The sequence below is a fragment of the Riemerella anatipestifer genome (assembly GCF_009932355.1).
In the GTDB taxonomy this organism is placed as follows: domain Bacteria; phylum Bacteroidota; class Bacteroidia; order Flavobacteriales; family Weeksellaceae; genus Riemerella; species Riemerella anatipestifer_E.
Window position 1 is genome coordinate 61,907 of sequence record NZ_LEKU01000025.1, and the last position, 14,819, is coordinate 76,725.

At 35.7% G+C, this 14,819-nt stretch carries 17 protein-coding genes; 2 read left to right on the forward strand and 15 right to left on the reverse strand.

What is annotated here, in order from left to right; translation table 11 throughout:
- Nucleotide 1 precedes the first annotated feature (1 nt).
- The 6 genes from GXW81_RS10570 to GXW81_RS09405 form a co-directional block, all read right to left on the reverse strand.
- Nucleotides 2-130: a DUF1731 domain-containing protein gene (locus tag GXW81_RS10570; protein WP_260393588.1), complete on the reverse strand. Its 129-nt coding sequence runs from the start codon at nucleotides 128-130 to the stop codon at nucleotides 2-4.
- Complete coding sequence (locus GXW81_RS09385; RefSeq protein ID WP_260393590.1) at nucleotides 127-912, reverse strand: TIGR01777 family oxidoreductase; 786 nt, start codon at nucleotides 910-912, stop codon at nucleotides 127-129. The genes GXW81_RS10570 and GXW81_RS09385 overlap by 4 nt, the downstream gene beginning before the upstream one ends.
- 59 nt (nucleotides 913-971) lie before the next feature.
- On the reverse strand, nucleotides 972-3,122 hold the full coding sequence (locus GXW81_RS09390; protein WP_161532111.1) for a S9 family peptidase: 2,151 nt from the start codon (nucleotides 3,120-3,122) through the stop codon (nucleotides 972-974).
- A gap of 122 nt (nucleotides 3,123-3,244) precedes the next feature.
- Nucleotides 3,245-4,018: a YgcG family protein gene (locus GXW81_RS09395; protein ID WP_161532112.1), complete on the reverse strand. Its 774-nt coding sequence runs from the start codon at nucleotides 4,016-4,018 to the stop codon at nucleotides 3,245-3,247.
- Nucleotides 3,999-4,430, reverse strand: a complete 432-nt coding sequence (locus GXW81_RS09400; protein ID WP_161532113.1) for a TPM domain-containing protein — start codon at nucleotides 4,428-4,430, stop codon at nucleotides 3,999-4,001. Before GXW81_RS09400 ends, GXW81_RS09395 begins: the two co-directional genes overlap by 20 nt.
- The gene (locus GXW81_RS09405) at nucleotides 4,430-5,035 is read right to left on the reverse strand and encodes a LemA family protein (protein ID WP_161532114.1); all 606 of its coding nucleotides are present in this window, start codon (nucleotides 5,033-5,035) and stop codon (nucleotides 4,430-4,432) included. Before GXW81_RS09405 ends, GXW81_RS09400 begins: the two co-directional genes overlap by 1 nt.
- Before the next feature lie 66 nt (nucleotides 5,036-5,101).
- Here GXW81_RS09405 and GXW81_RS09410 point away from each other — a divergent pair, with 66 nt between their 5' ends.
- Together GXW81_RS09410 and GXW81_RS09415 are read left to right on the forward strand one after the other, a co-directional pair.
- Nucleotides 5,102-5,593 carry a dihydrofolate reductase gene (locus tag GXW81_RS09410; RefSeq protein WP_161532115.1) on the forward strand — a complete coding sequence of 164 codons (492 nt, stop codon included), beginning with the start codon at nucleotides 5,102-5,104 and terminating at the stop codon, nucleotides 5,591-5,593.
- Between the two features lie 30 nt (nucleotides 5,594-5,623).
- Nucleotides 5,624-6,304, forward strand: a complete 681-nt coding sequence (locus GXW81_RS09415) for a hypothetical protein (RefSeq protein WP_161532116.1) — start codon at nucleotides 5,624-5,626, stop codon at nucleotides 6,302-6,304.
- Nucleotides 6,305-6,488: 184 nt separating this feature from the next.
- Here the strand turns inward: GXW81_RS09415 and rimO are convergent, their stop codons facing one another.
- The 9 genes from rimO to GXW81_RS09460 all read right to left on the reverse strand — a co-directional run bounded on the left by rimO (nucleotide 6,489) and on the right by GXW81_RS09460 (nucleotide 14,813).
- Nucleotides 6,489-7,793, reverse strand: a complete 1,305-nt coding sequence (rimO, locus tag GXW81_RS09420; RefSeq protein ID WP_161532117.1) for a 30S ribosomal protein S12 methylthiotransferase RimO — start codon at nucleotides 7,791-7,793, stop codon at nucleotides 6,489-6,491.
- Nucleotides 7,794-7,898: 105 nt separating this feature from the next.
- On the reverse strand, nucleotides 7,899-8,756 hold the full coding sequence (gene rfbA / locus GXW81_RS09425) for a glucose-1-phosphate thymidylyltransferase RfbA (RefSeq protein WP_161532118.1): 858 nt from the start codon (nucleotides 8,754-8,756) through the stop codon (nucleotides 7,899-7,901).
- Nucleotides 8,757-8,760: 4 nt separating this feature from the next.
- Nucleotides 8,761-9,843, reverse strand: a complete 1,083-nt coding sequence (gene rfbB / locus GXW81_RS09430) for a dTDP-glucose 4,6-dehydratase (RefSeq protein ID WP_161532119.1) — start codon at nucleotides 9,841-9,843, stop codon at nucleotides 8,761-8,763.
- Nucleotides 9,844-9,853: 10 nt separating this feature from the next.
- Entirely contained in the window at nucleotides 9,854-10,399 is a 546-nt protein-coding gene (gene rfbC, locus GXW81_RS09435; protein WP_161532120.1) for a dTDP-4-dehydrorhamnose 3,5-epimerase, read from the reverse strand.
- Between the two features lie 33 nt (nucleotides 10,400-10,432).
- Entirely contained in the window at nucleotides 10,433-11,017 is a 585-nt protein-coding gene (locus GXW81_RS09440; protein ID WP_161532121.1) for a sugar transferase, read from the reverse strand.
- 155 nt (nucleotides 11,018-11,172) lie between these two features.
- Complete coding sequence (locus tag GXW81_RS09445; RefSeq protein ID WP_161532122.1) at nucleotides 11,173-12,306, reverse strand: DegT/DnrJ/EryC1/StrS aminotransferase family protein; 1,134 nt, start codon at nucleotides 12,304-12,306, stop codon at nucleotides 11,173-11,175.
- 1 nt (nucleotide 12,307) lies between these two features.
- Nucleotides 12,308-12,856 (reverse strand): sugar transferase, encoded by a 549-nt coding sequence (locus GXW81_RS09450; protein ID WP_161532123.1) that lies wholly within the window; start codon nucleotides 12,854-12,856, stop codon nucleotides 12,308-12,310.
- Nucleotides 12,857-12,861: 5 nt separating this feature from the next.
- Nucleotides 12,862-13,761, reverse strand: a complete 900-nt coding sequence (locus GXW81_RS09455; protein ID WP_161532124.1) for an NAD-dependent epimerase/dehydratase family protein — start codon at nucleotides 13,759-13,761, stop codon at nucleotides 12,862-12,864.
- Nucleotides 13,762-13,772: 11 nt separating this feature from the next.
- Nucleotides 13,773-14,813 carry a lipopolysaccharide biosynthesis protein gene (locus GXW81_RS09460; protein WP_161532125.1) on the reverse strand — a complete coding sequence of 347 codons (1,041 nt, stop codon included), beginning with the start codon at nucleotides 14,811-14,813 and terminating at the stop codon, nucleotides 13,773-13,775.
- Nucleotides 14,814-14,819 lie beyond the last annotated feature (6 nt).

The following is a 14,819-nucleotide window of genomic DNA, read 5'->3' on the forward strand; positions in this document are numbered from 1 at the left end:
ATTATTTTTCTAAATCTTCAACGGCATATTTTATATTAGGATATCTAAATTTATATCCTGCTTGTTCTATCTTCTGTGAGGAAACTTTAGCACTGGAGGTTAGCATATCCGATAGTTCGCCTAGCATCATTCTAATAAAAATTTAGGAACTTTTAAAGGCAGACTATACTTCTTCTTAGATTTTTGAACTTGATTTAAAAATTCATTTTGTGTTACAGGATTAGGTGCCACCGAATTAAAAACACCTTCCACTTCGTTCTCCAATAAGTGATGATAAATAGCACAATGGTCTTTGATATGAATCCAACTCATCATTTGTTTACCATTTCCAAGTAGAGGTTTAATACCAAAATTTAAAGGTTGAGTCATTTTAGGATAAGCTCCTCCGTCCGCCCCTAAAACAATACCTGTTCTTAGAATACACAATCTTTTCCCTAAATCTTTGACTGGCTTTATAGAGTCTTCCCACTTTTGGCATAATTGTGCTAAAAAATCTTCCGCGGCAGGCATATCTTCCGCACAAATTAAATCATTAGAAATTTCTAACCCATACCAACCTATTGCTGAAGTACTAATGACCGTCGTAATACGATTATCCACTTCCCGCAGAGCTTTTATTATTGTCTCATTAGCATTGATTCTACTATTGACGAGTATTTCTTTCCTTTGAGTAGTCCAGCGTTCATCTGCAATACCTGCCCCTGCGAGGTTGATGATAGCATCTGCCATTTCAAAAGGTTTTTTATCAAAAGTTTTTAACTGAGGATTCCATTCAAAATAACGCAAATTACCCTGTGGATTATGAGGTGGTAGCCTTCTAGTTAAAACAAAAATCTCATATCCCTTTGAGAGAAGATATTCGGTAAGATGCTTCCCCACAAAACCTGTCCCTCCTGAAATAATAACTTTCATCTTTGGTTCCACTTTTTAATCAAAAAGCCCTAAGATATTTAATCCTAGAGCCTTTAGATTTAATTTTTATTATTTTTCAAATGAGCATCAAAATAATCTGTAACCTTTTGCATTAGATGCACCCTATCTTTACCTAGCACATTATGAGCATGACCTGGATAGACAAAATAATCCAATTGCACCCCTTTATCAACTGCTGCTTTCAAGAAATCAATCGTATGTTGCCATACCACTACATCATCCTGAGCTCCGTGTATCAAGAGTAAATTCCCTTTAAGATTTTGTACCTTATCTAGTAGATTAGCTTGTGCATAGCCTTCTGGGTTTTGCTGTGGTGTATCCATATAACGCTCTGTGTACATAATTTCATACATCTTCCAGTCTATCACAGGACCTCCTGCCACGCCTACTTTAAAAACCTCTGGGTGACGAAGCATTAAACTTGTCGTCATAAATCCTCCGAAACTCCAACCATGAACGCCCATTCTTTCAGCATCTACAAAAGGTAATGATTTTAAATAATCTACCCCTTTTAGTTGGTCGTTCATTTCCACAGTTCCTAGCTGACGAAATGGTGCCGACTCAAACTTTAGACCTCTATTAGACGAACCTCTACCGTCCATAGTAAAGACCACATAATCCCTCTGTGCTAAATATTCGTACCAAAGATTGCCACTGGCAGGGAAAGAATTAGTAATCAACTGAAGATGTGGACCATTATATAAATAAACAATAACAGGATATTTTTTATTTGGATTAAATGAAGTTGGCAAAATCAACTTTCCATAAAGAGGCGTACCATCATCTGCTTTTAAAGTTACATTTTTAACCTCTGGACGAAGGTATCCCTCCAAAGTATTATCCGCAGACAACAAAGTACTAGACGCCATTGTATTGGTATTGATGACCTCTATTTTTCTTGGCGTAGTTGCGTTAGAATAGCTATCTAACAAAGCAGTTCCAGAAGGATTAAGCAATCCCCTATGAACACCTGCCGACTTGGAAAGACGCACCATTTTCTTATTGTGCCAATTAACCTTATACAAATGTTTTTCTAAAGGAGTTTCTTTAGTTGCTTCTATATAAATTTCATTTTTCTTAGCATTAAACCCTAGAATATCACTCACTAACCAATCGCCTTCTGTAATTTGACCAACCAAACCTTTAGTCAAATGATAGTGAAACAAATGATTATATCCCGTTCTTTGGCTCTGCCAAATAAAATCTGTATTAGAATTAGGGAAGAATACCAACGAGTGCTGTGGCTCTACATATTTATCACTTTTTTCCTCAAAAAGAGTTTTGGTAAACACTCCTGTTTTAGCGTCATATTGATTCATTTTGAGGTGATTTTGGTCTCTATTGAGAACACCTACAAAAATATATTTAGCATCTGGACTCCACGAAACTGCCGTTAAATATTGCTCTTTATCTCCTTCTATATTTAGAAAATGAGTTTTTTTAGATTTTACATCATAAACTCCTAAACTCACTTGGTGAGAAGTACCGCCCGCCATAGGATATTTAATATTATGATTTTTTGCAGGCGTAACCGACCAATCTATCACAGGATAATCATTCACCATCGTTTGGTCCACTCTATAAAATGCAATCAGAGAATTATCGGAAGCAGAGAAAATCCCTCCATCTATCCCAAACTCATTACGATGAACTGATTGTCCGCTAATGATATTTTCATTCTTTTCATCAGTAATTGCAAACGCTTGTCCATTTTTTTGCCAATAAAGATTGTTCTTAACTGTATAAACAAAAGTGGAATTATCTGATAAAAGTGTAATATTATCTGCATCCTCTGGTAAACGCTCCCACTCTTTAATATTCCAGCCATTATCTTTTTTATCCAACAAATAATAAGTATTGTTTTGAGAAAAATAAGCTGTATTATTATTGATGAAATTGAGATTAGGAAAACCAAATAATTTTCTACCTCCTGTTAAATTTTGGTTGATTTGATAAAGAGAAATTAAAGTATCTGACTTCATTGATGGATACTCTGTAATCATATAGGCATTCTTAACTGAATGAATATACCCTGAACCATCTTTTGCCCACTGTAATTGAGGTAAATTCTTAATCGCCAAATTAGAACGAAGCCCATTGACAGCTTCACTCATTGTAAACTTTTGCTTTTGAGCAGGTAATAATCCTACTACTAACAGAGCTAGCCAATAATTTTTATTAAATTTCATAACGATAATTTGTTCTAACCTCAAAGATACTAAAAAATGTTACACTGAAAACAAAACACTTTCTAGCTCCTAGAATTTAAAACAAATCTGTTAAAACGTAATCTAAAAATTTAAGTTAGCAACTACCAACCACCACTAGCTCCACCGCCACCAAAGCTACCGCCACCACCAAAACCGCCGCCACTACTAGAACCACCGCCAAAACCACTTCCAGGGAAAGGAAAGAATCCTCCAGAATAAGAGCGTCTCCCTCTTCTTGTAATCATTACATCTTCATCATCATAACCACCTCTCCCATTAGAATCACTACCAGAAAACATAAGTAGAATGAATACTACTATAATAAAAATAATGATACCCCTTACCAATCCGCTATTTCCTTCAGACTTGGGAATAGGTTTAAACTTACCTTGTACAGCTTCTATAATCGCAGTTGTTCCGTAATCTATACCTTCGTACCAAGCACCTCTTTTAAAACGAGGTACTACAAGATAATCTATAATTTGTCCCGCTGTGGAAGCTGTAAGATATTGCTCCACTGCACGCCCCTGCTGTATAGACACCTTCTTATCTTCCGTAGCTATAAGAAAAACTACCCCATTATCTACTTTTTTTTGACCTATTTCCCACTGTTGCCCAAACATTGTAGCCACATAGTTAATATCTTCACCCTTAGTTGTTGGGATAATAATGACCATTATCTCGGTAGAAGTAGAATCCGCAAAGGCTATCAGTTTTTGGTTAAGCTGTTGCTTCTCTTGGACAGAAAGTAAGCTTACCTCATCGTAAACTGGATAAAGTACACTTGGCTTTTTAGGAATTTGATACTGAGCTACAAGATTTCCAAACCAAATAAAAGATAGAAGTAAAAATATTTTAAGAGAATGTAATCTCATTCGGTAATTCGTTATGATTTTGTCCTTCTATAGGAAAATATTTTTTGAGTTCTTGACCTGCCTTTAAAATAGCTTCCTTCACCCCTGAATAATATTTACCTTGAGCAAATGAGGCGGTAATTTCATCGTGCAATCCGTCCCAAAACTCTTGTTTCACCTTTTTATGAATGCCCTCATCACCTATAATCGTAAGATATTTATTATCAAAGTTAATATGGAATAACACAGCATTTCTGTGTCTCGTATTTTGCATACCTAACAATTGAAACACCTCAAAAGCTCTCTTAGCGTGATGAAGCTCCGTTTGGGTATCTATATGAACTCTAATCTCCCCCGTGGAGAAACCTTCAGCTATTTTAATGGCTTCCACAAGGGAAGCCTGTTGTTCTTCTGTAAGATAATCTTTAACCATTATTTGAAAACTTCTGGAGCTTTTTCTGCTCCTACTTCGGAACGGAAATAAGGCTTGTCTCTAAAGTTAGTAAAATTAGCTAAAATATTATTAGGAAAAGTTTTAATAGTATTATTATACTCCTTTACCGCCTCGTTAAAATAAACCGTTTCTGCTCTAATGCTATTCTCTATTGCTATATATTCTCTTTGGAAATTGGTATATTGCTGGTCTGCCTTCAAATTAGGATACTGCTCTACCACAGCCATTAGACGGCTCAACGCTCCGCTCAATTCCCCTTGTGCCGACTGAAACCTTGCTAAATCAGCCTCCGTCATATTAGTAGGGTCTATAGTTACCGAAGTGGCTTTAGAACGAGCTTCAATCACTCCTGTTAGAGTTTCTTTTTCAAACTGAGCATAAGATTTTACCGTTCTTTCCAAGTTAGGGATTAAGTTAGCTCTTTTCTGGTAAACCGTTTCTACATTAGACCATTTAGAATTTACTTCTTGGTCTTTCTCTACAAAAGTATTATAACCTGACTTTCCCCAAAAGAAAAGCCCTACCAAAATAACACCTAGTGCTATAAAAATAGTACTAGCACTCATACATCCTTTATTGTTCATAATTTTAAATTAAATCTGCTCCTAGTATACAAATTATGTGCTAAATTTGTCAGAAAATAGTACAAAATGACTACCATCATAGTAGCAATGGGTAAAAATAACGGAATAGGTGCTAATAATCAGCTTCTTTGGCATTTACCTAAAGATTTAAAACACTTTAAAAATTTAACCTCAGGACACCCTATAATTATGGGGCGGAAAACCTACGAGAGCATCGGGAAACCTCTTCCCAATAGAACCAACATTGTAGTTAGTCAAAAAAATGATTGGTTTGAAGAGGGTATTCTAATTGTTGGTACTTTAAAGGAAGCTATTAAATTTGCCAAGAAAATAGACGAAAATATTTTCATCATTGGTGGTGGTAGCATTTATGAGCAGACCATAGACCAAGCTGACCGACTGGAAGTAACTTTGGTGGATACCACTCTAAAGGCAGATACCTTTTTCCCAAAAATCAACCCAAAAGAATGGCTAAAAACTGATGAAATTTGCCACGAAAAAGATGAGCAAAACCCTTATAATTTTTGTTTTCAGACTTATGAAAGAGTACAGAAATGATTAAATTAGCTGATATATTAAGAAAAAATTATGGATAAAAAACTACTTGATTGGGCATATAAAACTGTAGAATATCTACATAATGTTGCAACTGATGAAAATAACAAAGAACTAGATTTGTCATTTTATGCATTTCAATCTGAACCAAAATTAAACCCTAATGTTGTGTTTTTAGGTGTAAATCCAGGAGGTGAAGCATATTCCTATAGTTCACTTTATTCAAATCCTATTTGGGATCTCATTGAAGACGGAAAAATGACTCCAAAAAGATTTATCAAAGCCAATCCTTTAATAAAAGGTTTGAAGGATTGGAAAATCTGGAAAGAGTTAAAAAAATCATTTGGTGAATATTCATTTTTTGAAAACTATGTTTATATGAACTTAATTTATTTCAACACACCAAATGTTGAGGATTTGCTAAGAAGAAAAAATGGTAACATTGTATTAAAAAAAAATATAGAATTTACTAAAAATCTACTTACTGAAATTATTAAACCTAAATGTATTATTTGCTTAGGAACAAAAGATTGTTTTGACAGATTAGTTAAGCAAGATGAAATACTTTTGAAATCTAATAAAAGATTAGTTTCTTTAGGCTATTTAAATAATATTAAAGTATTTGGTATTCCACATCCTTCTGGTTCTTATACATCAAATGAGCATAAAAATGAAATTGGAAAAATCATTGCTCAAAATCTTAATATTATTTAGATAAAACTAACACATAAGCTAACATCGGCTTGGCGAAATGCGGAGATAAGTGCTAAGTTCAACTTCTTACCTGTTTATACACCAAAAGTTATTCGCTTTTGTTTTTTTATTAAATTTACCTAAAGGTCTAAACTGAACTTTCGCTCAATTCGAACCCTCACTATCGCCAAGCCCTACCATAAGATTAGACTAACTCTCCATATAAGTCATATTCCTCTGCGGAAGTTATGCGAACATTAGCAAACTCGCCGATAGAGATATAGGTATTTTCTGCCGACACCAATACAGTATTATCTACATCGGGAGAGTCAAACTCGGTTCTCCCTACAAAATAATTACCTTCTTTTCTATCAAAAATACAACGGAATACCTGCCCTACTTTCTCTTGATTTTTCTCCCAAGAAATTTGAGATTGCAACGCCATTATTTCTTCCACTCTAGCCTCTTTAACCTCCTGAGGCACATCATCCTCTAACTGATATGCCGTAGTATTTTCTTCGTGAGAATAAGTAAAACAACCTAACCTATCAAATCTTTGCTCTTTTACCCAATTTTTTAATTCTTGGAAGCACTCTTCCGTCTCTCCTGGATAGCCTACAATAAGAGTGGTACGCACCGCCATATTTGGCACTTTCTCTCTAAACTTATTTAAAAGAGCATTGGTTTTTTCATGCGTTGTCCCTCTTTTCATAGACTTTAGCAAATCAGTATTGATATGCTGCAACGGAATATCAATATAATTACATACTTTAGGCTCTTCTCTGATAATATCCAACACCTCCTCTGGAAATCCCGTAGGGAAAGCATAATGTAACCTTATCCACTCAATCCCTTCTACTTTTACCAACTCTTTTAAAAGGTCTCCTAAAGCTCTTTTCTTATAAATATCTAAACCATAATAAGTTAAATCTTGTGCAATCAAAATTAGCTCTTTAGTTCCTTTTTTGGCTAATTTTTTCGCTTCTTCTACCAGTTTTTCTATTGGTGTAGAAATATGTCCCCCTCTCATCAACGGAATAGCACAGAATGAACACGGTCTATCACAGCCTTCGGATATTTTAAGGTAAGCATAATGCTTGGGAGTTGTCGTCAATCTTTCTCCTACTAATTCGTGCTTATAATCTGCTCCTAAATGTTTGAGTAAAATAGGTAAATCCCTCATCCCAAAATATTGGTCTACATCAGGAATTTCCTTCAGTAAATCTGGCTTATATCGCTCCGAAAGGCAACCTGTTACAAAAACTTGCTCTACTTCGCCCCTATTCTTCGCCTCCACATAATCTAATATTGTGTTGATAGATTCTTCTTTCGCATTATCTATAAATCCACAAGTGTTAATTACCACAATATCTCCACGCTCTTGCTCATGCACCACTTCTTTTCCGTTGGCTTTAAGCTGCCCCATAAGCACCTCCGAGTCGTACAAATTTTTTGAACACCCTAGCGTTACTACATTGATTCTTTTCTTTCCTGTGGATTTAGTTCTCATAACATTAATGGATTAAAAGCCTGCAAATTTAGGGATTTTTACACAAATAAAAAGGTACACCTCATAAAGATGTACCCTATTGATATTTATTTGTCTAAGAAATTGTTACAAAACTCTTCTTAAATATTCTCCATAACCACTTTTGCCGTATTTATCCGCTGATTTCAAAAGTTGTTCTTTATTGATGAAGCCTTTTTTATAGGCAATTTCTTCAATACAAGAAATTTTAAACCCTTGACGCTTTTCTAAAACCTTCACAAACTCCGAAGCCTCATGTAAAGAATCAAATGTTCCTGTATCTAACCATGCTGTTCCTCGGCTCATTACTCCAACTTCTAACTCGCCTCTTTCTAAGTAAATTTTATTGATGTCCGTAATTTCTAATTCGCCTCTTGGTGAAGGCTTTAAATTTTTAGCAAATTCTACCACCTGATTATCGTAGAAATACAACCCTGGAACCGCATAATTCGATTTTGGATTCTCAGGTTTTTCCTCAATTGAAATCGCTTTGTTTTCAGAATCAAACTCTACTACTCCATATCTTTCTGGATCAGAAACTTGATAAGCAAACACGCAACCTCCCTTAATTTCAGTCTTACTATTTAGTAACTGCGGTAATCCTGTACCATAGAAAATATTATCGCCCAATACCAACGCTACCGAATCATCACCGATGAATTCCTCCCCCAAAATAAAGGCTTGTGCCAATCCGTCTGGGCTTGGCTGTACTTTGTACTCTATTCTACAACCGATTTGTGAGCCATCCCCCAAAAGTTTTTTAAAGCCTTCTTGGTCGTGTGGTGTCGTAATGATAAGTATTTCTCTAATCCCCGCCAACAACAAAGTAGAAAGCGGATAGTAAATCATTGGTTTATCATAAACAGGCATTAGCTGTTTGCTAACCGCAATGGTTAATGGGTAAAGCCTTGTACCTGAACCTCCTGCAAGTATAATTCCTTTCATAGTTTTAATTTTTATACTGCTCTTTGTAATATTCTTGGTAAGCACCACTGGTTACATTCTCCAACCAATCTTGATTATTCAAAAACCAGTCGATAGTCTTAGCCAAACCTTCTTCAAAAGTAACGCTTGGTTTCCAACCTAAATCTTCATTAAGCTTCGTAGCATCTATCGCATAGCGTTTGTCATGCCCTGGACGGTCTTTTACGAAAGTAATCAGTTTTTCAGAATACCCTTCTGGACGACCTAACTTGGCATCCATCTGTTTGATAAGTTCTTTAATTAAATCAATATTTTGCCACTCGTTCCAACCGCCAATATTGTAAGTTTCGCCTGTTTTAGCCTCGTGGAAAATTTGGAAAATCGCCTTTGCATGATCTATGACAAACAGCCAATCTCTTGTATATTTACCATCACCATAAATAGGTAACGGTTTCTCATTGATAATATTAGAAATACAAAGCGGGATTAACTTCTCAGGAAAATGATTCGGACCATAATTGTTAGAACAATTAGACACGATAAAAGGCATTCCGTAAGTGTTCCCATACGCTCTTACCAAATGGTCGGAAGCCGCTTTACTCGCCGAGTAAGGCGATTTAGGGTCGTAAGGCGTTTCTTCGGTGAAAAAGCCCGTTTCGCCCAAAGCCCCATAAACCTCATCAGTAGAAACATGATAAAATAAATTTTGTCTTGGTTCATCTGGGAAATTCCCGTGCGTATGCTCTGGATTAAGCGTCCAAAATTCACGGCAAAGATTTAACAAATTAGCCGTCCCCATCACATTGGTATTGATGAAAGCGTTAGGGTCGGTAATACTTCTATCCACATGACTCTCCGCCGCCAAATGCACCACCGCATCAGGCTGATGTTTTTCAAATACCTTTCTTAACTCTTCTACTTTGGTAATATCTGCCTTTTCAAAAGTATAGTTAGGCTCGTTTTCAATATCTTTTAAATTCTCTAGATTTCCTGCATAAGTCAGAGCATCTAAATTGATTATTTTGGTATTAGGCAAGTTTTTCACAAACTCTCTTACCACATGAGAGCCAATAAAACCTGCTCCTCCTGTTATTATAATTGATTTCATTATTTATTTTTTAAAAATTCTTTTTAGAAAATGGCAACTGTACTTTATCTTTTTCGGAAAGAATAACATCGGCTTCGTCTAACTTCCAGTCTATCGCTAAATCCACATCGTTCCAAAGAACGCCTCCTTCAGACTCTTTGTTATAAAAATTATCACATTTATAGGCAAAAACTGCAGTTTCACTCAACACTGCAAAGCCGTGAGCAAAACCTCTCGGCACGTAAAACTGTAACTTATTTTCTGCCGTTAATTCCACTCCATACCATTTCCCAAACGAAGGCGAATCTTCTCTTAAATCCACCGCCACATCCCAAACTTTTCCTTCTAAGCAAGATACGAGCTTGGCTTGAGCATGCTCTCCTTTCTGCAGGTGCAACCCTCTAAGAACCCCATAAGACGATTTAGATATATTATCTTGAACAAAATGCCCGTTCATGCCTGTAAGTTCCTCAAATTTTTTCTCGTTAAACTTCTCGTAAAAGTAGCCTCTTTCGTCTTCAAAAATAGTAGGCTCTATAATATAACAGTCTTTTAATGGTGTTTCTTTTATGTTCATAATCTTGTATAGACTGTACAAAAATAAAGCTTTTTACTTATTAAAAAAAGTAATAATAGCTTTTAATAAAACTCTAATATCCTCTTTGAGTGATACTCTCTCTAAATACTCTAAATTTAGTTTGATTTTGTGCGGAAAAATAACCTCATCGTTATATTTCAATGGGTTCTCTTTTTGATTCAAAAGATACTCTTCGTTTCGGTATTCTAAACTAGCCTCCGATAAAAGACCAGGCTTTAAAATCAATAATTTTCTATCTTCTCCCTTGAGACTGTCATAATAGCCCGACACATCTGGACGAGGACCGATGAAACTCATCTCACCTTTCAAAATATTAAACAATTGGGGAAGCTCATCCAACTTAGTTTTTCTTAAAAAAGCACCTATACTTGATATTTTACGAGAAATAGGACGAATGGTTTTAAACTTATATATTCTGAAAATTTTGCCATACTGCCCCACTCTGTCTTGTACAAAAATTCCGTAGGAAAATGTATCTACGGATACCAATATTAACAAAAGTAAAAGTAAAGGAAATATAACAACAATAATAACACCCGCTAAGATTCTAGCGAGTGTGTATTTTATTTTCAGATAGGCGTGTTGCTCTCCTTTCATAATACTCATTTATTTAACCACAGTACCCGCGTAAGGGATAGAGTGGATACCCCGAAGGGAAGATGCCGCGGAGCGAAGCGGAGCGGCAATGACCAAGGCGTATGAACGATAGCCCGACCCTAGCGGCTGGCAATAGCATTGGAGAGGGATACGCCCTAACTTTTCAGTTTATAAACTACTTCTGATATTCTCTGTCTATCCGCATCGGTTAAATTAGACCCCGAAGGCAAACACAAACCGTTTTCAAACAACTGTTCCGCCACTTGCCCCCCATAATATGGAGTATCAGCAAAAACAGGCTGCAAATGCATTGGCTTCCATAATGGACGGGATTCAATATTATCCTCCAAAAATTTCAAGCGTAAATCCTCTCTGGAAAAACCTGCCTTTTGAGCCTCAATCACCACCGCTGACAGCCAATGGTTGGAAAAATAATCCTCCGATGGCTCGGCAAACACCTCGACACCTTCCATATTTTTGAACAAATCGATATAAAACCGATGATTAGCTCTACGCTGAGAAATCCTTTCATCTAAAACTTCCATTTGTCCACACCCTATCCCAGCACAAATGTTGCTCATTCTATAATTGTACCCAATTTCGGAATGTTGGTAGTGCGGTGCGTTATCTCTCGCCTGGGTAGATAAAAATACGGCTTTATCCTTCTGCTCCGAGGTCTTGCAAACCAACGCTCCACCTCCCGAGGTCGTAATAATTTTATTACCATTGAAACTCAAAATACTCATTTCTCCAAAAGTACCGCATTTCTGTCCTTTATAGCTACTTCCTAAAGCCTCTGCCGCATCTTCAATGATGGGAATTTCATATTTAGAAGCAACTGCCATCAGTTCATCCATTTTTGCTGGCATTCCGTAAAGGTGGACAACGATAATGGCTTTAGGCTTTTTGCCTTTCGCTATGCGGTCTTTAATCGCTTCTTCCAAAGCGAGTGGACACATATTCCAAGTCTCTTTTTCGCTATCAATAAACACAGGTATAGCTCCTTGATAAGCAATAGGATTTGCCGATGCCGAAAAAGTCATACTCTGACAAATGACCTCATCTCCCATTTTAACCCCTAAAATAATCAAAGCCAAATGCAAAGCAGCAGTGCCTGTATTTAATGCAACAGGAAAAATGTTTTCCCCAAACCTTACCCTCAATTTATCCTCAAATAGCTCTATATTTTTCCCCAAAGTAGAGACATAATTTTCCTGAAATGCCTTTTCTACGTAAAGCAATTCTGCCCCCGACATATGTGGTGAAGATAAAGAAAGTTTGGTTTTCATTTTATTTCACTCTATCCCCTTGACCTTTTCCTCCAACCGTAGCAAATATATAATAAAAATACCTACTCAATGTTAAAGTTCGATACATCTGAGCATCTAACTCTGCCAATTTTTTCGGGGTGGACATATCCACTTCGTTAATTTGAGCCAACCCCGTAATCCCAGGCAAAAAATCATACACACCTAATTTTTCTCGTTCTTCAATCAGTTCCGTTTGGTTAAATAAATTAGGTCTCGCTCCTACCAAACTCATATCGCCCTTAAGTACATTAAGCAGTTGTGGAAGCTCGTCCAGTTTGGTTTTCCTCAAAAACGCACCAAATTTCGTAATCGAAGCCTGACTGGCCAAATGCGAAGCCACTGACTTAGTATCCTTATGCATCGTACGAAATTTGTATAAATTAAAGGGCTTTTTATTTTTACCCACCCGCTCTTGCACAAATATAGGAGAACCAGTGTCAAATAAACCTATCACATACAAAACCAAACCAATAGGCCACAAAAACAACAGCCCCAAAAACGATGCTAAAAAATCTATCAATCTTATCATGAAATTTATTTTTTATTGTGAAAACTCTTTAGGGTCTTTATTAAGCCTTCCTCAGCCGTATAGGGTAACTTTTCTATTCTCAAAGCCGATTTTATTTTTTGGTTGGAAACCACCAAATCTCCAGTCATTTTCCTTAACCTTTTGGTATCTAAAGGAATAGGAAAAACATCTCCCACCTTTGCTATTCCCTGAACCAAAAATTTGGGAAGACTCACCTTCAAAGTTTTCCTGTTTGTTACTTTTTCAATTAGAGATATAATCTCCTTAGTTGAAACCGCCTCATCATCTGCGATGTGATAAATTCCACTTTCTAAGTTTTTACCATTTTCTATAATTTCTCTGATAAAAAAAGTAAAATTGTCAATCGAAATAAAAGAACGACGATTATTAAAAGAAGCTAACGGATAAGGAATCCCCTTACTTATTAGTTTATACAAAAGTCCTAAATTCCCTTTATCCCCCTGCCCATGAATCATTGGTGGGCGAAGAATAATTAGCTTTTTATTTGGTGGCAATTGCTGTTCCAGAAGCCACTCTTCTCCTGCTCTTTTTGATTTTCCATACCAAGAACAAGGATTGCAGAAATCGGCTTCTATCAAAGGCTTATTCGATTCAAACTCTTCTATTGCAGCAATACTGCTAACATGAATCATCATTTCCGCATCAGAGCTCAAAAAAACATTGAATACTCCCTTAACCAATTCTAAATTAGCAAAATAAAAATCTTTTTCAGTCGCCTCGCCTTTATGATCGTGAGCCTTACCAACTAAATTTATTACTATACCTGCATCGGACATACATTGTTTCCAATCCTTATCTCTCAAAGAAATACCTTTTGAATTTGAGAAATTTCTAAGAAGATTTTGACCAATGAAACCAGACGAACCTAAGATTGAAATATTCATTTTTTCAACTTTTATATTCGTGAATTAATTTTTACCTCTTCCCAATACTGATGACTTACCTTCCCAAATAACTCTTCTATAAATCCCTTCAATGACATCGCTTCAAGAAGCGGAACCTCAAGTGGGATAAAGCCGGTCTCAAAAAAATTAACATTCAGCTCCACCTTTTCCCTATCTAACACGAAAATATTTTGTGTTTTAAAAAAAGGATATTTTTCAACTTCTTTATTGGTTGTCATCAACTTTCTCCCTGCCCCCAAACATTCAAACGTCCGCATTGTCAACCCTTTTTGTCCCATATGATTGATATCCAAAATCACTTTAGTCCTCCTATAAATATCAATAATTTCATCATGAGAAAGACTATTAAACGAAATTTTTTTGAGGTCAAACTGTTTGAAATTTCTATTGAATATCTTATTCAATTTAAAAAGCAATTTACTTGGAGAATAATAAAATGCATACGTTTTAAAATTCTTTTTTTCACACCAACTTCTTACTTTTTCCGTTACGCCATAACGATCGGAATGCGCTGTTCCTATAAAGGATAATTCATTTTGAAAGTTTGTTGCCTCATCATTTAATTTCTCGTAATCCTGAACATAAAATAAAGGTCTAAAATCTATTTCATACTGATTAGCATCATAAGGATCAAACGTGTAGGTTTTGTCGAACAGTTTAATTATCTCCAAACCGTTTTTATTATTTTTAAAAGAATCCCAGGTAAAAAAGATTAACTTTATATTCGGATTATTCTTTCTTAAAAAATCTATAAAAAAACGAGGTGTAGCTTCCCCTTTTATGAGAAAAAAATAGTCGTATTTTTTAACTTTTATCTTTTCTATCAGTTCTTTGAAATATTTATTAATCACATTTGAAATAAAATCTTTATTGATTCTTAACATGGCCTTTGTAAAAAAGGTATTTGATGGTCTCTCATCAAACCAGTCTACTTCCGCCCCCAAATCAATCATCTGTTGTTTAATCAATTTTTCGTAGTTGAAAAATTTCAAACAAATGAACAAGATTTTTTTATTTTCCAATGTTTTCATAAAAAC